Below are 19,586 nucleotides of genomic sequence, written 5' to 3' on the forward strand. Positions count from 1 at the left end.
CTCCTCGCGCTCGCCCTGTGAGACCGCTGACGCACCGACCGGTGACCGGGCCTTCCCGCCGCTGCCACCGCCGCCCCACCACTCTCCACCTCAACCCACCCAAGGAAACGAGGTAGTCATGCCCGGACGAGTCGAAGGCAAGGTCGCCTTCATCACCGGCGCCGCTCGCGGCCAGGGCCGCAGCCATGCCGTACGGCTGGCCGAAGAAGGCGCCGACATCATCGCCGTCGACGTGTGCAAGCAGCTCGACGGCGTCACCTTTCCCATGTCTACGCCCGAGGACCTGGAAGAGACCGTCAACCAGGTGCAGAAGCTCGGGCGGCGCATCCACGCCGTGCAGGCGGACGTCCGCGACCACGACGCACTCAAGACCGCCGTGGACGACGGTGTCGCCGAATTCGGCCGTCTGGACATCGTCGTGGCCAACGCGGGCCTCGGCAGCGACGGAGCCACGCTCGACGCCATGGGGGAGAAGACCTGGCGCGACATGATCGACGTCAACCTGACCGGCGTGTGGCTGTCCACCAAGGTGTCCACCCCGCACATCGTCGCGGGCGGCCGGGGCGGCTCGGTCGTCCTGACCAGCTCGGTCGGCGGCCTCAAGGGCTACGCCAACATCGGCCACTACATCGCCGCCAAGCACGGCGTGGTGGGCCTGATGCGCACGCTGGCGGGGGAGCTGGGGCCGCACGGCATCCGGGTCAACACGCTGCACCCCACCCAGGTGAACACGCCGATGGTGATGCACGAGGGCACCTACCGGATGTTCCGCCCCGACCTGGAGAACCCCACCGCCGACGACTTCGCGGCGGTCTCCCAGAGCATGCACGTGCTGCCCACCCCGTGGGTGGAGGCGCTGGACATCAGCAACGCCGTGCTCTTCCTCGCCTCTGACGAGTCCCGTTTCGTCACCGGCGTCACCCTGCCGATCGACGCCGGCGCCCTGCTCAAGTAGGAGGCGTGTACGTGACTACCGCAGACACGATCTACTGGGACCCCTTCGACCCCGCCCTCGCCCGCGACCCCTACCCCCTCTACGCACGGCTGCGCGAGGAAGCGCCCCTTTACTACAACGACCGGCACGACTTCTATGCCGTCAGCCGCCACTCCGACGTCCAGCGCGGCCTCGCGGACTGGCAGACCTACTCGTCCGCCCGCGGCGACATCCTCGAAATCATCCAGGCGGACATCGAACTCCCGCCCGGCACCCTCATCTTCGAGGACCCGCCCGTCCACGACATCCACCGCCGCCTGCTCGCCCGGGTGTTCACCCCGCGCCGGATCGCCACCCTGGAGCCCCGCGTACGGGCCTTCTGCCGGCGCGCGCTCGAACCGGTCGCCGGCGCCGAGCGGTTCGACCTCGTCGAGGCGGTCGGCGCCGAGATGCCGATGCGGGTGATCGGCATGCTGCTGGGCATACCGGAGGCCGACCAGCCCGCCATCCGCGACTACACCGACGACACGCTCGGCACCGAGGGCGGCGGAAGGATCAACCACGAGGACATCCTCAGCACGGACGCCTTCAAGGACTACATCGAGTGGCGCAAGCAGCACCCGTCCGACGACCTCATGACCGAGCTGATGACCGCCGGGTTCGAGGACGAGAACGGCGTCACCCGCACCCTCACCGACGAGGAGGTCCTGACCTACTGCTCGGTGGTCGCCGGGGCCGGCAACGAGACGACCGGCCGGCTCATCGGCTGGTTCGGTGCCCTGATGGCCCGCTACCCGGAGGCGCGCCGCGAGCTGGCGGCCGACCCCTCGCTCGTCCCCAACGCCATCGAGGAGATCCTGCGTTTCGAGCCGACCGGACCGTTCACCGCGCGCCACGTCACCAAGGACGTCGAGCTGTACGACCGCACGGTCCCGGCCGGCAGCGCCATCCTGTTCATCCAGGCTGCCGCCAACCGTGACCCCCGGCGCTTCGACGACCCGGACCGCTTCGACATCCACCGGGTCACCCAGCACATGAGCTTCGGCGTCGGCGCCCACTACTGCCTGGGCGCCGCGCTGGCCCGGCTGGAGGGCAGGATCGCCGCCGAGGAGATCCTCGCGCGGTTCCCCGGCTGGGACGTGGACTGGGACCACGCCGAACTGGCCCAGACCTCGACCGTCCGCGGCTGGAAGACCCTGCCGCTCGTCATCGAGGGAGCCCGGTGATGACCGAACGGTGGACGGTCGCCGTCGACAAACGGGTCTGCGTCCGGACCGGGCTGTGCGCGGCCTCCGCACCCGAGGAGTTCGAACTCGACGAGAGCGGCCAGGGCCGCGCCCGGTCCGGGACCCTCCCGGCCTCCGAACTGGTCCTGGAAGTCGCCGAGTCCTGTCCGATCGAGGCCATCGGCATCACGAGGACGGAGAACGGCGAGCGAATCTTCCCGCCTCGAACCGTCTAATGCTGGATTCCTCCCTCGCTTAGGTCCTATGTCCTTGTTGCGGGGCAGTTCAGATGCGCGGGGCGGATGCTGGACGGTGGTGTTCCGGGCACGGTCAGGTTCATTCGCCGGTGGCATGCCTGTTCGGTCGGGTGTGGATGTGCCAGGCGGGGCTACCTGCGAGGTGCTCTCGGCCCGGGCGAGGTCGTACCCCTTTACCGGGTGAACCATCGCACCGTGCCGGACGTTGGCGTCCGGCACGGTGCGATGGATGGGGCCGAGTGGGCCGCGCGTGGTCAGTTCGTCGCACCGGTGGGTGTCCGGTCCGGCACTGGTCCGGATGGTCCGGAGGGCATTCGTGCGGCGGTCAGCCGGCGCGTGAGACGTTCGCCCTCGACGTCCACGTCTGGGAGTGTCCGCCGGAGGAAGCTGGGCAGCCACCAGGCCCGCTCGCCGAGGATCGCCATGACGGCGGGCACCAACGCCATGCGGACGACGAACGCGTCCAGCAGCACGCCAATGCCCAACGCGAAGCCCATGCCCTTGGTGACCTGAAGGTCCGCGAAGAGGAAGGAGCCGAAGACCGCGATCATGATGAGGGCGGCGGCGGTGACCACCTTCGCACTGTGCCCGAAGCCTCGGACCATCGCGTCGGTCGGGGCGGCGCCGTGCGCGTACTCCTCGCGCATCCGCGAGACCAGGAACACCTCGTAGTCCATCGCCAGGCCGAACAGGATGCCCACCAGCAGTATGGGCAGGAAGCTCAGCACCGGCCCGGTGGACTTGATGCCGAGCAGGCCGGACAGCCAGCCCCACTGGAAGACCGCGACCATCGAACCGAGCGACGCCCCGACCGAGAACAGGAAGCCGAGCGCCGCCTTCACGGGCACGGCGATCGCCCGGAAGACCACCACCAGCAGGAGCAGGGCCAGGCCCATCACCAGCAGGCAGTAGACCGGCAGGGCGGCGGAGAGCTTGTCGGCGACGTCGATGTTGACCGCCGTCGAACCGGTCACGTCGATCCGCGTGCCGGTACGCTCCTGGACCGCGCCGCGGGCGTCCCGGATCTCCGTCAGCACCCGCTTGGTGTTCTCGGTCGCCGGGCCGTCGGCCGGGGTGACCGTCACCAGCGCTGCGGCACCGGACCGCGAGGTGACCGCGGGGGCCACCGACGTGACGCCGGGCAGCTTCCGCACGGTGGTGGAGATCTCGCCGGCGGCGGCTCCCACCTGACTACCCGTGCCCTGCACCAGGACGACCAGCTTGCCGCTGTAACCCGGGCCGAAGCCCTCGTCGACGAGTTTCTGGGCACGGGCCGCCGAGGTGTCCGGGTCCTTCCCGCCGCCGAGGCCGAGCTGCAGATCGGTGACCGGCACGGTCAGCAGGCCCAGTCCCAGGACGCTCACGGTCAGAACGGTCCAGCGACGCCGTGCCGCCAGCGCCGCCCAGCGGGTGCCCGCGGTCGGCCTGCCGGAGGCCTTCTGGCGGGACCGCTCGGCGGAGCGACGCAGCACGGGCACCCTGCTGGCCACGATCCGCCGGCCCAGCAGACCCAGCACCGCCGGCAGCAGGGTGACCGCGATCACCACGGAGACGGCCACCGTGGCGGCCGCGCCCAGGCCCATGACCGTGAGGAAGGGAATGTCCACCACGGCCAGCGCGGCCAGCGCGATCAGAACCGTGGCACCGGCGAAGACCACCGCTCCGCCCGCCGTGCCGGTGGCGAGCCCGGCGGACTCCTCCGGATCCATTCCGTCGCGGACCTGGGTCTGGTGCCGGGAGACGATGAACAGCGCGTAGTCGATGCCGACGGCCATGCCCAGCATCACCGCGAGGACGATCGACGTACTGTCCATGGTGACCACGCTGGTCATGGCCATCAGGCCGAGCACACCGACGGCGACACCGACGAGTGCGGTGGCCATCGGCACGACTGCTGTCCGCAGCGAACGGAAGACGAAGATCAGAATGGCCAGGGCGATCACCATGCCGGCTGCCTCACCGGGGCCGAACGCCTGCACTGCGGTGCCGGGGAAGGCGTCACCGCCCAGCTCCACGGTCAGCCCAACACCCCGGGCCTGCTCCGCCACCTTCCCCATCCGGGCCTGGGTGGCCTCGGCGATCTTGTCCGTCTTCTCCACGGCGAAGGTGAGCTGGACGATGCCAGTGCGCCCGTCGGGCGAGACCGTCCCGGTGCGTACCGAGGGCGCGGTCGCCGACCGCACACCCGGCACGCCCTCGGCCGCGGCGACGGCCTTCCTCACGGCCGCTGCGGGAGCGCCCGCCGTGACCTTCGCCCCGGCCGGTGCCTGGAGCACCATCGTCCCGGCGAGGTGGTCGTCGGTCGGGAAGTTGCTCTGCATGACGTCCAGCGCGCGCTGCGCCTCGGTGCCGGGAATGGTGGTGGATGACGTGAACGGCTTCATCAGCCCCACCGCCGCCGCCACGGCCGCGAGCAGCACGGCCAACCAGGCGGCGAGAACGATCCCTTTGCGGCGATAGGAGAAACGGCCGAGCCGGTACAAGAGCGTGGACACGCACAGACTCCCGAAGGACGGGGAAAGGAGGGAAGGTCTCCACGCTAGGAGCGCCCCGAGCCCGGTCCCCATGAAAAGCTGCCAGTCGGTTGAGATTCACATGCAACTCCCATGGAGGCGCCCCGGCAGGATCGGACATGATCGAGGAGAGCCGCACGGCGGGAACCGATGAGAGACGCAGGACAGGACAGGAACGCCGGATGGCTGACGAACCCCCCGTGACCCCGCCCCCCGCGGCTTCCGGCACCGCCGAAGCCGTCCGGGGCCGGCTGCTGGTGGTCGACGACGAACCGGCCATCCTCGACACCGTCGGCCGGTTCCTGGGGTTCATCGGCTACGAGGTGCGTACGGCGGCCACCGTGCACGAGGCTCTGGCCACCGCCCGCGACTTCCTGCCCGATCTGATCCTGCTGGACGTGATGCTGCCGGACGGCGACGGTTTCGAGGTGATGCGGCGCCTGCGCGCGGACGGACTGCCCCATGGGATCGTCTTCCTCACCGCCCGCGACACCCGCAAGGACGTCGTCAGAGGACTGACCGAGGGCGGTGACGACTACATCACCAAACCCTTCGGCCTCGACGAGGTTGCCGCCCGCGTCAGCGCCGTGCTCCGCCGCACCCGCAGCGCTCCGGCCACCGATCCTGTACTGCGTGTCGCCGACCTCGAACTCGACACCGCCCGCCACGTGGTGTCCCGCGCAGGCACGACAGTCGACCTCTCGCCCACCGAGTTCCGCCTGCTGCGCTACCTCATGCTGCACAGCGGCCGGGTCGTACCGCGCGCCCGGCTCCTGGAGCACGTCTGGTCCTACAACTTCAACGGCGACGACACGGTGGTCGCGACCTACATCAGCTATCTGCGCCGCAAGATCGACGCCCTGGGGCCCGGTCTGATCCACACCCGGCGAGGTGTCGGCTACAGCATCGGGGAACTCGGGTGAGCGGGCGCGTCCGCCGCTGGCCGCTACGGACTCGCATCAGCGCGCTGGTCACCGCCCTGTGCGCGGCCGCCATCGCCGCCGTCGCGCTGACCTGGCTGGCGAGCGGCACCGACCCGGTGGCGATCGTGACCGCAGAACTGCTGGGGCTGTGCACGGTGGCACTGGCGACCACGGCTCTCGTGCGCCGTGAGCTACGACCCCTGGAACGGGCCGCCGCCATGGCCGACGCCGTCGCGGCCGGAGACCTGGTCCAGCATCTGCCCGAGGCTGTGACCTCACCCACCACCGAGGTCGGCCGCCTCGCCACCGCCTTGAACGGGATGGTCGATCAGGTCCGGGCTGCCCTGTCTGCCCGGGAGCGGTCGGAGGACCGGATGCGCCAGTTCGTCGCCGACGCCTCCCACGAACTGCGGACCCCTTTGCAGTCCCTGCGCGGCTACGCAGAGCTCTACCAGCGTGGTGCCCTGCCGGACACGGCGGCCGTCGACGAGGCGATGGCCCGTGTCCTGTCCGAAACCCAGCGCATGACCCGCCTGGTCGAGGCACTCCTCATGCTCGCCCGCTTCGACGAGGAGGACCCGGCGGACCTGGAACCCGTGGACCTGAGCCGACTGGTCGCCGAATCCTGCCGGGACGCCGCCGTCGCCGACATGGAGCGACGCTTGGAGACCCACGTCGAACCGGGAGCCCTGGTACTGGGCGACGACGCCCAACTGCGCGGCCTGCTGGGCAATCTGCTGGTCAACGTCCGGATGCACACCCCGCCCGGCACGCACTGCGCGGTCGGACTGACGGTGTCCGGCGACGAGGCGAGACTACGAGTCCAGGACGCCGGCCCGGGCATCCCCGGACCCGCCCTGCCGCATGTTTTCGACCGCTTCTACCGAGCTGACAAGGGTCGCAGCCGCGCCAGCGGTGGCAGCGGTCTGGGACTGTCCATCGTCGCCGCCATCGCCGAGGCTCACCATGCCCACGTGGAGCTGGACAGCACACCGGGCAAGGGCACCAGCGTCGAGGTCGTGTTCCCGCTGCTGTGGGAGACACCGCCCGCCGTGGTCTGACGGGCGGACGGCGGGTCTGGCGGCCCGACGGGTTCCCAGCCTGTTCCCGAAAGATACATGCATCGAGGAGGACGAACGCGCCGCGGTCGACGACGGCCAATCCGCCATCGACGCGCTCCTCGCCCGGCTCATCGACATCCCCACACCCGCAGGCCCCACACCACGGGAACTCGGCCTCCCCCACCATCACCATGCTGCCAATCGTCGAGGTCCGCCAAGGCAAACAGGAGTGACTGGTTCTAAGGCCCGTTTCATCACCAGGCCTGGACCGCGACGACGCACCTGCGTCGGGCGGCGACTGGCTACCCATCCACCGACTTGTTGCGCGTCTCCGAGGATGCGCTGCCGGCGACCGCCGTCATTACCCTGCCAAGATCACCAACAGAGTCACGGGATTGACCCTAGTTGCCGTAGTAGGCATCAGGGCCGTGCTTGCGGGTGTAGTGGCGGGCCAGGAGGTGTGCGGGGGGTGGGGCCGTCGGGGAGAGGGCGAGGGTGCTGAGGGCGATGTCGGCCACGGCCTCGCAGATGATGGCGTGTTCCAGGGACTTCTGGGCGGTGGCGCCCCAGGTGAAGGGGCCGTGGCCCGCGACGAGGGCGGCCGGGACCTCGGCCGCCCTCCGGTCGTCGCTCTCCAGCATGTCGACGATCACGCGGCCGGTGTTGTACTCGTAGTCCTTCGCGCACTGGTCGGCGGTGAGATCCGGGGTGCACAGGACGGGCCCGTTGAAGGTGTCGGCGTGGGTGGTGCCCAGGACCGGTATGTCACGGCGAGCTTGGGCGAAGGCCACCGCGTGGGTGGAGTGGGTGTGGGTGACCCCGCCGACGGACGGGAACGCCAGGTAGAGGCAGCGGTGGGCCTCGGTGTCGGTGGAGGGGCGCAGGCCGCCGTCGACCACCGCGCCGTCGGACAGCCGGACGGTCACCAGGTGGTCGATCGTGAGGTCCTCGTAGGGCACGCCGGAGGGCTTGATGACGAAGACTCCCGCCTCGCGGTCGATGCCGCTCGCATTGCCCCAGGTCAGCGTCGCCAGTCCGACCTGGGGGATGGCCAGGTTGGCGTCCAGTACCTCTTGCCGCAGGCCGTCACGGACTCGCGCGGTCATCGCTGGTCTCCTTGCATGTGGATCACGGGTGTCACAGGGCTTGGGCGAGCCGGTGGTAGGCGGCGTTCCAGCGGATCTCCTTGGCGAGCTGCCCGGTGCTGGTGGTCTCGTCGATGGTGAGCAGTTCTACGCCGGCCATGGCGGCGTAGTCGGTCAGGGTCTCGGTGTCCACGGCGGAGCTGAGCACTGTGTGGTGCGGGGCGCCGGCCAACAGCCAGCTCTCGGCGGACTCCGCGAGAGAGGGGCGTGGCTTCCACACGGCCCTGGCCACTGGCAGCCGGTGCAGGGGGCCGCCGGGGGTGACGACGTCGACGGTGTTGGCGGTCAGCCGGAAGCGGTCGCCGAGGTCGGAGAGGCCGACGACCACGGCGGGGCCCGGGGCGGCGTTGAAGACCAGGCGTACCGGGTCCTCGCGGCCGCCGATGGACAGGGGGTGGATCTCGCAGCTGGGGCGCTCGGCCGCGACCGAGGGGCAGACCTCCAGCATGTGGGCGCCGAGAATGCGGGGCTCGCCGGGGCCGAGGTGGTAGGTGTAGTCCTCCATGAAGGTGGTGCCGCCGGGGAGGCCTGCGCCCATGACCTTCATCGTGCGCAGCAGCGCCGAGGTCTTCCAGTCGCCCTCGCCGCCGAAGCCGTAGCCGTCGGCCATCAGCCGCTGGACGGCGATACCGGGCAGCTGGCGCAGGCCGCCGAGGTCCTCGAAATTGGTGGTGAAAGCGGTAAAGCCGCCCTCGGTGAGGAAGGCGCGCAGGCCGAGTTCGATGCGGGCCGCGTACAGCAGCGAGTCATGGCGGACGCCGTCGGAGCGCAGGGCGGGCACCACGTCGTACGACTCCAGGTACTCGGCGGCGAGTGTGGCCGCCGCCTTGTCCTCGACCTCGTCGACCACGGTCACCAGGTCGTTGACGGCGTAGGTGTTGACGGAGAAACCGAACCGCAGCTGGGCCTCCACCTTGTCGCCCTCGGTCACGGCCACGTCGCGCATGTTGTCGCCGAATCGCGCGAGCCGCAGGGTGCGGGAGGCATGGCGGCCGACGGCGGCGCGGGCCCAGGCGGCGATGCGCCCGACGACCCGCGGGTCGGTGGCGTGACCGGCGACGATCTTGCGGTGGACGCCGACGCGGGACTCGATGTGCCCGAACTCGCGGTCGCCGTGGGCTGCCTGGTTGAGGTTCATGAAGTCCATGTCGATGCTCGGCCAGGGCAGCGACAGGTTGCGCTGGGTGTGCAGGTGCAGCAGGGGCTGGTCCAGGGCGGTGAGTCCCGCGATCCACATCTTGGCCGGGGAGAAGGTGTGCATCCACGCGATCACCCCGACGCAGCCGCCGGAGGCGCTCGCCTCCTGGCACAGTCTGCGGATCGACTCGGCGTCGGTGAGGACCGGCTTCCACACGATCCGGACCGGGATCTTCGCGTTGCCGTCGAGCATCTCGCAGATGGCCCTGGACTGTTCGGCCACCTGGCGCAGGACGTCCTCGCCGTACAGTCCCTGACTGCCGGTGAGGAACCAGATCTCCCGCTCCGGATAGGGCGTGGTGTGGGTTTCCATGAGGATTCATGCCTTTCGGGGGAGTCCGCCGGGTTGGAGGCGGCGCTCAGACGGACGAAGCTTGGGCGCGGATGCCGCGCAGGCGGTGCATGACCTCGTTGGTGCCGCGCCCGAAGTAGTCGTGCAGCAGGCGGTACTCGGCGTAGAGGCGGTCGTAGGCGGCGACCCGGTCGGGGTCGGGCTGGTAGACGGCCGGCCGGGCCTTGCCCATGGAGCGGGCCGCGGCCCGGATGTCCGGGTGCGCGCCGGCCGCGACCGCCGCGTGCATCGCCGCGCCGAGGGCGGGGCCCTGCGCCGAGTCGATGACACCGAGGGGCAGGCGGGTGACGTCGGCGTAGATCTGCATCAGCAGGGCGTTCTTCGTCAGCCCGCCCGCGATGATCAGCTCGCGCACCGGCACCCCGGATGCCTCGAACGCCTCGATGATGGTGCGGGTGCCGAAGGCGGTGGCCTCCAACAGGGCGCGGTAGACGTCCTCGGGACGGGTGGAGAGGGTCAGTCCGACCAGGACACCGCTGAGGTCGTGGTCGACGAGCACGGAACGGTTGCCGCTCTGCCAGTCCAGGGCGATCAACCCGTGCTCGCCCACCCGCTGTTCGGCGGCCAGGGCCGTGAGGTGCTCGTGCGGGTCGCGGCCGAGCGTGGCGGCCTCCTCGGCGTACGACGCCGGGAACCCGGTGCGCGCGAACCAGCCGAAGATGTCGCCGACGCCGCTCTGTCCCGCCTCGTAGCCCCACAACCCCGGCAGGATGCCGCCGTCGACGACCCCGCACATGCCCGGCACTTCGGCCCACTGGTCGCTGCTCATCACATGGCAGGTGGAGGTGCCCATGATGGCGACCATCCGGCCCGGCTCCACCGCGGTGGCCGCGGGCGCCGTCACATGGGCGTCGACATTCCCGACGCACACGGCAATGCCTTCGGGCAGGCCCGTCCACGCCGCCGCCTCCGCCGTCAACGCACCGGCCCGGTCGCCGAGTCGACCGACCGGATGGTCCAGTTTGTCGATCACGAAGCCGGCGAAGGCGGGATTGAGCGCCGCCAGGTAGTCGACGGAGGGGTAGCGGCCGTCCTGGAGCTGACCCTTGTAACCGGCGGTGCAGGCGTTGCGGACGTACGTGTCGGACAGACGCCAGACGATCCAGTCCGCGGCCTCGATCCAGCGGTCGGTCAACTCATAGAGTTCGGGGTCCTCTTCCAGCAGTTGGAGAGCCTTGGCGAACTCCCACTCCGAGGAGATCTTCCCGCCGTACCGCGCGAGCCAGGGCTCCTTCCGTTCCTCGGCCAGTGCGGTGATGCGGTCGGCCTGGGGCTGGGCGGCGTGGTGGCGCCAGAGTTTGACGTAGGCGTGCGGGCGGCCGGCGAGCCCGGGCAGTTCGCACAGGGGGGTGCCGTCGGCGAGGACCGGCAGGACCGTGCAGGCGGTGAAGTCGGTGCCGATACCGACGACCTGCTCCGGTCGCACACCGGAGCGGGCCAGCGCCTCGGGTACGGCGATGCGCAGTACGTCGATGTAGTCGGCGGGCACCTGGAGCGCCCAGTCGGGCGGCAGCGGGGTCCCGTCGGGAAGCCGCCGGTCGAGGACGGCGTGGGTGTACGGGTGCTCGGCGGAGGCCAGCTCGGCGCCGTCGGCGACCCGGACCACCACGGCCCGCCCGGACAGCGTCCCGTAGTCGACTCCGACGACGTGGGTGTCGGTATGGGTGTGTTCGCTGGTCTTGGCGTTCACCACCGGATCGCCTTTCTGTTCGGCATTCAGAGCGTTCACATGCGCGGAGAGGCCACGTTGCCCGGCGCTACCGGGTCCGCGACGCCACGGTCCTCAGTCACGGTCCGGCAGCAGCCGGATCATGTTCCAGGAGAGTGGTGCGAGCTCACAGCGGAGCACCTCGCCGTAGATGGCGGTACCCGTGGCCGGATGCGGGACGACCCGGTCGGGTTCGGTCAGGGTGTTGCGGGCGTCCGGGTCCGCGTCCGTCAGCACGCTGTGCTCGGTGACCCGGGTAACGCCGGTGCCGCGCAATGCGACCTCCAGCGGCAGCGACCGGCTCTGGCTGCGATTGACGGCGAACACGGTCACCGCTCCGCTGGTCTCGTCCAGTACCGCCGTCGCGTGCAGCAGCGGTACCTCTCCGTACTTGGCGGTTGTCTGTACGGGGCTTCGCGGATCGACCCGCAGCACTCGGCCGCGGCCGTACCGTGACGCCTGCGCGAACGGGAAGAAGGTGGTCTGCCGCCAGGCGGGGCCGCCCGGCTCGGTCATGATCGGGGCGATGACGTTGACCAGCTGGGCCAGGCAGGCGACCGAGACACGGTCGGCGTGACGCAGCAGGGCGATCAGCATCGAGCCGAAGACCACCGCGTCGGTGACCGAGTAGCTGTCCTCCAGCTGCCGCGGCGCCTCGGGCCAGTCGGGCGGGTTCTCGTCGAAGTCCTGCTGGAAGCGGGACAGGTACCAGACGTTCCACTCGTCGAAGGAGATGTTGATCTTCTTCTTGGACTTCAGCCGAGCGCCCACGTGGTCGCAGGTGGCCACCACGTTCTCGATGAACGCCTCCATGTCCACGGCCGAGGCGAGGAAGGAGTCGCGATCGCCACCGGTCTCCTCGTAGTAGGCGTGCATGGAGATGTAGTCGACGAGGTCGTAGGTGTGCTCCAGCACGGTCGACTCCCACGCGCCGAAGGTCGGCATGCTCTGGCTGGAGCTGCCGCAGGCGACCAGCTGCACATCCTTGTCGATCATGCGCATCGCGCGGGCGGTGGCGGCGGCCAGTTTGCCGTAGTCCTCGGCGCTCTTGTGGCCGATCTGCCAGGGGCCGTCCATCTCGTTGCCCAGGCACCAGAGCCTGATCCTGAACGGGTCCTTGTCGCCGTGCGCCGCGCGCAGGTCGGACAGCGCGGTGCCGGCGGGATGGTTGGCGTACTCCAGCAGTTCGACGGCTTCCGCCACCCCGCGGGTGCCGAGGTTGACCGCCATCATCGGTTCCCCGTCGTGACCGAGCTTGCGCAGGAAGCCCATGAACTCCGACAGGCCGAAGGCGTTGGTCTCGGTCGCGCGCCAGGCCAGATCGAGCCGGCGAGGCCGCAGCTCCACCGGACCGACGCTGTCCTCCCACCTGTAGCCCGAGACGAAGTTCCCGCCCGGGTAGCGGATCGTGGTCACTCCCAGCTCCCGGACCAGGTCAAGGACGTCGGTGCGCAGTCCTGCCTCGTCGGCGGTGGGATGGCCCGGTTCGTAGATGCCGGTGTAGACGCAGCGTCCCAGGTGCTCCACGAAGGAGCCGAACAGGCGCGGGTCCACCGTGCCGACCGTGAACGCGGGGTCGAGGGTGAAACGGGCGGGAGCGACGGGCGGGTGGGGCATGACGGCCTTTCGTACACAGGCGTGACGGGGGGAGGGACGGGCGTGGCGGACGGGATCAGACTCGGGCGACGACTTCGGCGAAAGTCCAGGACTCGGGCGGCAGGAGCAGGGTCGAGACCCGTTCGCCGGAGTGGATCTGCTGAAGGGGTTCCAGCGCGAGGTCGCGGGGGTCGCGGGGGTCGGCCGCGGTGAGGGTGTGCGCGGCTTTGACGTCGAAGGCGGCGAAAGCGGCGTGGGCGATGGTGAGTTCGACGGGTTCGCTGCCCCGGTTGGTGGCGAAGACCGCCGCCCGACCGCCTTCCTGGTCGTGGGTGACAGCGGTCGCCACCTGGGGGACGGCGCCGTAGGAGGGAGTCTCGAACAGAGGCGCGGAGAGCCTGGTGCGCAGGGCCTGTCCGCGGGCGGCCTGTGCGGCGGCGGCGAACGGATGGAAGATCGCCTGCTTGCTCGCACCGCCACCCGGCTCCGTGACGATCGGCGCGCTGACATTGACGAGAAGAGAGAGGCAGCCGATCTTGACTCGATCGGCGTGGTTGAGGATCCCGATGATCAAGTCACCGAGGACGACGGCGTCCAGGGCCCGGTAGGGGTCTTCGGTGATCCGGGGCGCGTGGCTGATCTCGTGGTTCTGGCCCTCGCCGACGGGCGAGGCGGTGGCTGCCGACGACCACACGTTCCACTCGTCGAGCGAGATCATCATGCGGCGTTCGGAGCCCAGTCTGGCGCTGACGGCGTCGCAGGTGTTGGTGACGTCCGTGATGAAGCGTTCCAGGCGTCGTCCGGAGGCGAGGTAGTCCCGGCGGTCGGCGGTGCCGTCGTAGTAGGCATGCATGGACATGTAGTCGGCGACGTCCAGCGTGAGCTCGGCCACCGTCGCCTCCCAGGCGCCGAAGGTCGGCATGTGACGGAACGAGGAGCCGCAGGCGACCAGTTCGATGCCGGGGTCGACCAGGCGCATGGCCTTGCCGGCCTCGGCGGCGCGGCGGCCGTACTCGGCGGCCGTGGTATGGCCGATCTGCCAGGGGCCGTCCATCTCGTTGCCCAGACACCAGGTCCGTACCGCGTGGGGGGCGGGGTTCCCGTTGGCGGCGCGCTCGCGCGCGAGGGTGGTGCCGTCGGGGAGATTGCAGTACTCGACCAGTGCGGCGGCTTCCTTCGGCCCGGCGGTGCCGAGGTTGACGGCCATCATGGGCTCGATGCCGTTTCTGCGCGTCCAGGGCAGGAACTCGTCGATGCCGACCAGGTTCGGCTCCAGGGAGCGCCAGGCGAGGTCGAGGCGGGTCGGGCGGTCGGCGACCGGACCGATGCCGTCGCGCCAGTCGTAGCCGGAGACGAAGTTGCCCCCCGGGTAGCGGACGATGCTGACGCCGAGTTCGCGGACCAGGGCGGCGACGTCGCCGCGGAAGCCGGCTTCGTCGGAGGTGGGGTGGCCGGGTTCGTAGACCCCCGAGTAGACGCAGCGGCCCATGTGTTCCACGAAGCTGCCGAAGACGCGCGGATCGATCTCGCCGACGTCGAACAGGGGATGGACGGTGAGGTGAGCGTGCTGCCGTGTGGTCACGTTCGGAGCCATTCCTTCGGCGATGGGGGGGGCGGGCAGGCGGACGGGCGCGGGTGGTCAGCGACTGCTGCCGGCGAGCAGGCCGCGGATGAAGTGGCGCTGCAGGACCATGAAGAGCAGCACGGTCGGGATGGTCGCGAAGGTGCAGGCGGCCATCAGCTGGCCCCACATGTCGGCGCTGCTGACGCCGGCCTGCGCGCCGCTGACGTTCGAGGACAGGCCCGCGAGGAGGACGGCGAGCGTCTCGTGCCGCTGGTCGTTGATGGCGACGATCGGCCAGACCAGGTCGTTGTAGATGGTGAACAGGGACAGTACGGCGAGGCCGGCGAGGGCGGGGCGCAGTACGGGGACCACCACCGACCAGAAGGCGCGCAGTGGTCCGCAGCCGTCGATCCGCGCGGCGTCCAGCAGTTCGTCGGGGATCTCGCTGATGGCCTGCCGCATCCAGAACACGCTGAAGGCGTCGACCGAGCCGGGCAGGATCAGAGCCTGGAAGGAGTTGATCCAGTTCAGCTGGCTCATCTCCAGCAGCAGCGGGATGATGAGCACCAGCGTCGGCAGCATCAGGGTGAGCAGCACCAGCCCGAACAGGGCGCTCTTGAAGGGGAAGTCGAACTTCGCGAATCCGTAGCCGGCCAGTGGGCTGAAGACGAGCAGCAGCCCGCCCTTGCCGGCGACCACGATGCCGGTGTTGAGCAGGGCGCGCAGGATCGGCGTGTTGCCGAACATCCCGGTCCAGTTGCGCCAGGTTGCCGTGGCGGGGTCGAAGCCGAGGGGGTCGTTCAGGATGCTCGTGCCCGTCTTGAATGAGGAGGCGACCATCCAGACGATCGGGAGCAGGAAGGCGACCGCGGTGAGCAGCATGCAGGCATAGCCGAGCACGGTGCGGACGAGGCGCGGGCCGGATCCGGTGGCCGGCACGGGGGCGGTGGCGTGCGCGGGAGTGGTGGCCGGCGCGGGAGTGGCGACGGCGGGCGTGCGGCGGGTCAGGATGGAGGTCATCGGCTCAGTCCTCCCGGGAGCGCAGGACACGGACCGCGACCAGTGACAGCAGGAGGACGAGGACCACCAGGAGGAAGGAGTTCGCCGCGCCCGTGCCGAGGTCGGAGGCCGAGATGTGCTGGTAGAGGTACAGGCCCGAGGTGGTCGAGGAGTTGTACGGACCGCCCTTGGTCATCATGAACGGCTCCAGGAACATCTGGGAGACACCGAGGGTGGAGATCACGAGGAAGAAGCCGACGGCGCGGCGCACGAGCGGGAGCGTGACGGAGAAGAAGGTGCGCAGCGGGCCGGCCCCGTCGAGGGCCGACGCCTCGTACACCTCCGGCGGGATGCCCTGCACCGCGGCCAGCATGATGATCAGCGCGTAGCCGCTGGTCTTCCACAGGATGAAGAGGGCGATGGCCGGCTTCGCCCAGGCGGTCGTGGTCAGCCAGCCGATCTGGGGGCCGCCGAGCGCGCCGAGTATCCGGTTCAGCAGGCCGAACTGGTCGTCGAAGATGAGGAGGAAGGCCTGGGCCATCGCGGCGAGCGGTGTCACGTAGGGCAGGACGACGACGGTGCGCAGGGCCTTCTTGAACCTGAGCCGCGAGCGGGTCAGGAGGCTGGCGACCGCGACCCCGCCGAGGGTCTGGGCGGGCACGATCAGGAGCCACATCAGCCCGGTGTTGCCGAGCGAGGACCAGAAGCCGGGGTCCCCCAGCAGGTAGCTGTAGTTCGACCAGCCCACCCAGCGCAGCGCGCCCGCGCCGTGCCAGTTGCTGAAGCTGAGCTCCAGGGCGTAGACGAGGGGGTATGCCGTGAAGGCGGCGAAGAGCAGCAGGAACGGCGCGATCAGTCCGAGTCCCCACCAGCCTTCCCGGCGGGCTCGGACCGAGCGGACGCCAGTGCGTCGGCCACGCGGTGCCGGGAGGCGGGCACCGGCCTCCGGCACCCGCGTGTTCCACGTCAGGTTCGCCATGGCGGTCAGGCCCGGTCGATGAGGTTGGTCTGGATGTCGGACGCGGACTTCTTGACGACCTCGTCGACGCTCATCTTCCCGTCCATCAGCTTCTGCAGGTTCGCGCCGAGGTACGTGGTGGCGGCCTGGTTGAACCAGGCCGGGATGCGGTATCCCGCCGGGATGGCGAGGGAGGCCTTGGTGCCGACCTCCCACAGGGACTCGTTGCCGAGGCCGGGTAGCGGCTTGAAGAGCGCGGTGGCGGAGTCGAGCGCGGACTTCACCGACGGCAGCGCGGTGTTCAGGCCGTTGGGGTAGACGCTGTTACTGCCGAACACGGCCCGGTAGCCCTCCGGGCTGTAGACCGCGTGCTCGTAGAAGAGCCAGGCCAGATCCGGGTTGGCCGCCTTGGCGGGGATGACGAAGGAGCTGCCGCCCATGACACCCGAGCGCGCCCCGCCCGGCGTCCACGCGGGCAGCTGCGTCACCCGCCATTTGCCGGTGCTCTTCTTGAAAGTGCCCTGGACCAGGAAGTTGTACCAGATCGCCCACGGGACCAGGGAGACCGTGCCGCCGTCGGCCTGCGCGATCTGGGTGGTGCCCGCGAACTTGCTGCGGGCGCCCAGGCCCTCGTCCACGACCTTCTTGATCCAGGTCAGCGCGGTCCGGAAGGCATCGGTGTCGAGCGTGAGCTTGCCCTCGGCATCGACCAGGCCGGTGCCCTGCTGCTGGTTGACCAGCATCATCAGCCACTGCGTGGCCAGGTTCGGATCCTGCTCCAGCGGGATCGGACGGGCCTTGGGGTCGCGGCCCTTGATCTCCCGGGCGGCGTCCAGCAGGGCGTCGTACGAGGTGAGCTGGGCGGGGTCGACCTTGGCGCCGGCCAGGATGTCCTCGCGGTAGTAGAGCAGGCCCGGGTCGGTGTCCCAGGGGATGCCGACCAGGCGGCCGTCGCTGGTGTTGCTGTCCAGCTTGTACTGCACGGTGTCGGCGCGGTACTTCGCCAGCTGCGAGGTGAGGTCGGTCAGGTGCTCGGCCTGGCCCAGCACGCTGCCGTCACCGAAGAACGAGCCGTCCGGTACGCCGGCACCGGAGATCAGCGCCGGGGGCAGCTTGGTGTCGATGTCGACGCCGACGAGCTTCACGGTCACGTGCGGGTACTTCTTGTTGAACGAGGGCACTACACCGCGGAACACCTTCAGGAGATCGTCGTCGCGGAACCAGAGGGTGGCGGTGCCCTTCGCGTTCGCGGGTGCGGTCGAGCCGAGGGACTTCGGGGCCGCCGAGGTGCCGGGAGCGCAGCCGCTGAGGGCGCCGGTGGCGGCGGCTCCGATCCCGGCCGCGCCGAGCAGCCGCAGCAGGGAACGGCGGGATGTACCGGCGGCAGGTGCCGCAGCTCTGCGGCTGGAACTGTTGGATGACATGCGGGTCTCCTTTGGCCGCCGCTGACCTCAGCTGGGCAGGCGGGCGTACGGGTGCGTGTGACGTGTGTTCAGTGGGGGAGTGGCCCGCGCGCAGTTCGTTGCCGCAGGGTGTGCGGCAACGAGTGCGCACGGCACGGGTACTGGCGAAGCTTCAGGGACGAAGAAGCGGCCCCGGCCAGTGCCGGAGTACGGCCCGTGCCTGCGGATTCTGCCGCCCGGGCCCGGTGGGGAGCGTCGGTCGGCTTATCAGGTTCCAACGTTGTACTCTTGCTCTGGCGGCCACGTCAATGGGCTATCGACACCTGAACGACCTCCTGCCGAAACATCCGGGCTCGGGGTGACCCGGGGGGCGGTACCTTGAGGCGGCGGGCCTGGACGGACAGCGGCCGCCGGGGCCGTGCCGAGTCACGGGCGACTGCGCCACCACGGCGACCACGACCGAGAACGAGTCCGGAGGATCAGATGGCCCAGCCCACCTTGCACGATGTCGCGGCGCGGGCAGGGGTGTCGATCAAGACGGTGTCCAACGTGCTCCGCGGCGTCGAGAACAGGGTGTCCGCCCGGACCGCCGCGCGGGTGCACCAGGCGATCGAGGAGATCGGTTACCGCCCCAACCTGTCGGCCCGCAGGTTGCGCACCGGACACTCCCAGGTGATCGCGCTGGCCGTGCCGGACCTGGGCAACCCCTATTTCGCAGAGGTTGCCACCGCGATGATCGGCGCGGCCCGGCAGGCCGGCTACACCCTGCTGATCGAGGACACCGGAGGCGAGGCGGGAGCGGAACTCGGCGCCGCCGAGCATCTGCGTGATCCGCTCATCGAAGGGGTCATCATGTCGCCGCTGGCCCTTCCTGGGGAGGCACTCGGCCAGCGCACCAGGTCCATGCCGATCGTGCTGCTGGGCGAGCGCGAGCCCGACGCCGTCTTCGGACACGTCGCGGTCGATCATGTCGCGATCGACAACGCCGCCGCCTCCCGAGCGCTCACCGGCCACCTCCTGGACCAGGGCTTCCGTCGGATCGCGGTGATCGGTCGCCAGGACCACGCCCCCCATGCCACGGCCACCGCGGTGCAGCGCCTGAAGGGGTACCGGGAAGCGCTGTCCGAGCGGGGACTGGCCTTCGACGAGGCCTTGGCCCCGGCTGTCCCCGGCGCTCACTACAGCAAAGAAGCCGGAGCCCGCGCCGCCGCCGAGATCTTCACGCGGGGCGAGCGGCCCGAGGCGCTGTACTGCTTCGCCGACGTCCTGGCCATCGGCGCCCTGCGCGCCGCCCACGACCGCGGCCTGCACGCACCGGACGACTTCGCCCTGGCCGGTTTCGACGGCATCGACGAAGGGCGTTTCACCATCCCGACCCTGACCACCGTCCGACCGGACTACGCCGGCATGGCGCGGCAGGCGGTGTCCGCCCTGGTCGAACGCATGACCTCCGACAGCACCGCCCCGCCGCGCGACATCCGCTGTGGCTGGGAGCTTGTTGTCAGGGAGAGCACCAGCACCACCCGGGCCACGCCGCCTGCGGGCTGAGTCAGACCGCGCGTGTCGCCCGTTCCGCCCAGAGGTTCGGGGCGGGTCGGGCTGGAGTGCCGCTTGCCTGGCCGAGTTCTGCGGTGGGTTGACGGCGTGGTGGACGGGCGGTGGACCGGTGCCGTTGGGCTGCGGCCGGTTGCCGGGGGTGGCCGTGTTGTCGTCATGGGCGACTGATCGGACCGGGTCGCGCAGATCTATT

The 19,586-nt window shown here is 70.1% G+C and carries 15 protein-coding genes; 6 read left to right on the forward strand and 9 right to left on the reverse strand.

Translation table 11 applies throughout. The annotated features are described in order from the left end of the window. The first annotated feature begins 118 nt into the window (after positions 1-118). Genes ACIPSJ_RS40880 through ACIPSJ_RS40890 form a run of 3 tightly spaced genes read left to right on the forward strand, consistent with a single transcriptional unit; the run spans position 119 to position 2,396 of the window. A complete protein-coding gene (locus tag ACIPSJ_RS40880; protein ID WP_401353531.1) occupies positions 119-955 on the forward strand; it encodes a mycofactocin-coupled SDR family oxidoreductase in 837 nt (278 codons plus the stop codon). Positions 956-966: 11 nt separating this feature from the next. After that, positions 967-2,160 (forward strand): cytochrome P450, encoded by a 1,194-nt coding sequence (locus tag ACIPSJ_RS40885; RefSeq protein WP_401353533.1) that lies wholly within the window; start codon positions 967-969, stop codon positions 2,158-2,160. Continuing rightward, positions 2,160-2,396, forward strand: a complete 237-nt coding sequence (locus ACIPSJ_RS40890) for a ferredoxin (RefSeq protein WP_401353535.1) — start codon at positions 2,160-2,162, stop codon at positions 2,394-2,396. Before ACIPSJ_RS40885 ends, ACIPSJ_RS40890 begins: the two co-directional genes overlap by 1 nt. A gap of 275 nt (positions 2,397-2,671) precedes the next feature. Here the strand turns inward: ACIPSJ_RS40890 and ACIPSJ_RS40895 are convergent, their stop codons facing one another. Then, positions 2,672-4,912: an MMPL family transporter gene (locus ACIPSJ_RS40895; protein ID WP_401353537.1), complete on the reverse strand. Its 2,241-nt coding sequence runs from the start codon at positions 4,910-4,912 to the stop codon at positions 2,672-2,674. A 200-nt stretch (positions 4,913-5,112) separates the two neighbouring features. Between ACIPSJ_RS40895 and ACIPSJ_RS40900 the strand changes: the two genes are divergently transcribed. Both ACIPSJ_RS40900 and ACIPSJ_RS40905 read left to right on the forward strand, forming a co-directional pair. Continuing rightward, on the forward strand, positions 5,113-5,853 hold the full coding sequence (locus tag ACIPSJ_RS40900) for a response regulator transcription factor (protein WP_401353539.1): 741 nt from the start codon (positions 5,113-5,115) through the stop codon (positions 5,851-5,853). Continuing rightward, positions 5,850-6,914 (forward strand): sensor histidine kinase, encoded by a 1,065-nt coding sequence (locus ACIPSJ_RS40905; RefSeq protein ID WP_401353541.1) that lies wholly within the window; start codon positions 5,850-5,852, stop codon positions 6,912-6,914. Before ACIPSJ_RS40900 ends, ACIPSJ_RS40905 begins: the two co-directional genes overlap by 4 nt. 401 nt (positions 6,915-7,315) lie before the next feature. Here the strand turns inward: ACIPSJ_RS40905 and araD are convergent, their stop codons facing one another. The 8 genes from araD to ACIPSJ_RS40945 form a co-directional block, all read right to left on the reverse strand. After that, positions 7,316-8,020: an L-ribulose-5-phosphate 4-epimerase AraD gene (gene araD / locus ACIPSJ_RS40910; RefSeq protein WP_401353543.1), complete on the reverse strand. Its 705-nt coding sequence runs from the start codon at positions 8,018-8,020 to the stop codon at positions 7,316-7,318. Positions 8,021-8,051: 31 nt separating this feature from the next. Beyond that, complete coding sequence (araA, locus tag ACIPSJ_RS40915; RefSeq protein ID WP_401353545.1) at positions 8,052-9,569, reverse strand: L-arabinose isomerase; 1,518 nt, start codon at positions 9,567-9,569, stop codon at positions 8,052-8,054. 46 nt (positions 9,570-9,615) lie between these two features. Continuing rightward, positions 9,616-11,301: a ribulokinase gene (araB, locus tag ACIPSJ_RS40920; protein WP_401353548.1), complete on the reverse strand. Its 1,686-nt coding sequence runs from the start codon at positions 11,299-11,301 to the stop codon at positions 9,616-9,618. Positions 11,302-11,391: 90 nt separating this feature from the next. Continuing rightward, entirely contained in the window at positions 11,392-12,933 is a 1,542-nt protein-coding gene (locus tag ACIPSJ_RS40925; RefSeq protein ID WP_401353550.1) for an alpha-N-arabinofuranosidase, read from the reverse strand. 55 nt (positions 12,934-12,988) lie between these two features. Beyond that, complete coding sequence (locus ACIPSJ_RS40930; protein ID WP_401353552.1) at positions 12,989-14,494, reverse strand: alpha-N-arabinofuranosidase; 1,506 nt, start codon at positions 14,492-14,494, stop codon at positions 12,989-12,991. 57 nt (positions 14,495-14,551) lie between these two features. After that, positions 14,552-15,496 carry a carbohydrate ABC transporter permease gene (locus ACIPSJ_RS40935; RefSeq protein ID WP_401353554.1) on the reverse strand — a complete coding sequence of 315 codons (945 nt, stop codon included), beginning with the start codon at positions 15,494-15,496 and terminating at the stop codon, positions 14,552-14,554. Positions 15,497-15,500: 4 nt separating this feature from the next. Further along, positions 15,501-16,454 (reverse strand): carbohydrate ABC transporter permease, encoded by a 954-nt coding sequence (locus ACIPSJ_RS40940; protein ID WP_401353556.1) that lies wholly within the window; start codon positions 16,452-16,454, stop codon positions 15,501-15,503. A gap of 5 nt (positions 16,455-16,459) precedes the next feature. Next, positions 16,460-17,857 (reverse strand): ABC transporter substrate-binding protein, encoded by a 1,398-nt coding sequence (locus ACIPSJ_RS40945; RefSeq protein ID WP_401353558.1) that lies wholly within the window; start codon positions 17,855-17,857, stop codon positions 16,460-16,462. A 462-nt stretch (positions 17,858-18,319) separates the two neighbouring features. Here ACIPSJ_RS40945 and ACIPSJ_RS40950 point away from each other — a divergent pair, with 462 nt between their 5' ends. Further along, the gene (locus ACIPSJ_RS40950; RefSeq protein WP_401353560.1) at positions 18,320-19,384 is read left to right on the forward strand and encodes a LacI family DNA-binding transcriptional regulator; all 1,065 of its coding nucleotides are present in this window, start codon (positions 18,320-18,322) and stop codon (positions 19,382-19,384) included. Positions 19,385-19,586 lie beyond the last annotated feature (202 nt).

This window comes from Streptomyces sp. NPDC090088 (genome assembly GCF_044747345.1).
In the GTDB taxonomy this organism is placed as follows: domain Bacteria; phylum Actinomycetota; class Actinomycetes; order Streptomycetales; family Streptomycetaceae; genus Streptomyces.

Excerpts from the sequence above, each read along its gene's own strand:
- ACIPSJ_RS40880 (WP_401353531.1), top strand. The coding sequence starts at position 119 with ATGCCCGGACGAGTCGAAGGCAAGGTCGCCTTCATCACCGGCGCCGCT.
- ACIPSJ_RS40890 (WP_401353535.1), top strand. The coding sequence starts at position 2,160 with ATGACCGAACGGTGGACGGTCGCCGTCGACAAACGGGTCTGCGTCCGG.
- ACIPSJ_RS40900 (WP_401353539.1), top strand. The coding sequence starts at position 5,113 with ATGGCTGACGAACCCCCCGTGACCCCGCCCCCCGCGGCTTCCGGCACC.
- araD (WP_401353543.1), bottom strand. The coding sequence starts at position 8,020 with ATGACCGCGCGAGTCCGTGACGGCCTGCGGCAAGAGGTACTGGACGCC.
- araA (WP_401353545.1), bottom strand. The coding sequence starts at position 9,569 with ATGGAAACCCACACCACGCCCTATCCGGAGCGGGAGATCTGGTTCCTC.
- ACIPSJ_RS40925 (WP_401353550.1), bottom strand. The coding sequence starts at position 12,933 with ATGCCCCACCCGCCCGTCGCTCCCGCCCGTTTCACCCTCGACCCCGCG.
- ACIPSJ_RS40935 (WP_401353554.1), bottom strand. The coding sequence starts at position 15,496 with ATGACCTCCATCCTGACCCGCCGCACGCCCGCCGTCGCCACTCCCGCG.
- ACIPSJ_RS40940 (WP_401353556.1), bottom strand. The coding sequence starts at position 16,454 with ATGGCGAACCTGACGTGGAACACGCGGGTGCCGGAGGCCGGTGCCCGC.
- ACIPSJ_RS40945 (WP_401353558.1), bottom strand. The coding sequence starts at position 17,857 with ATGTCATCCAACAGTTCCAGCCGCAGAGCTGCGGCACCTGCCGCCGGT.
- ACIPSJ_RS40950 (WP_401353560.1), top strand. The coding sequence starts at position 18,320 with ATGGCCCAGCCCACCTTGCACGATGTCGCGGCGCGGGCAGGGGTGTCG.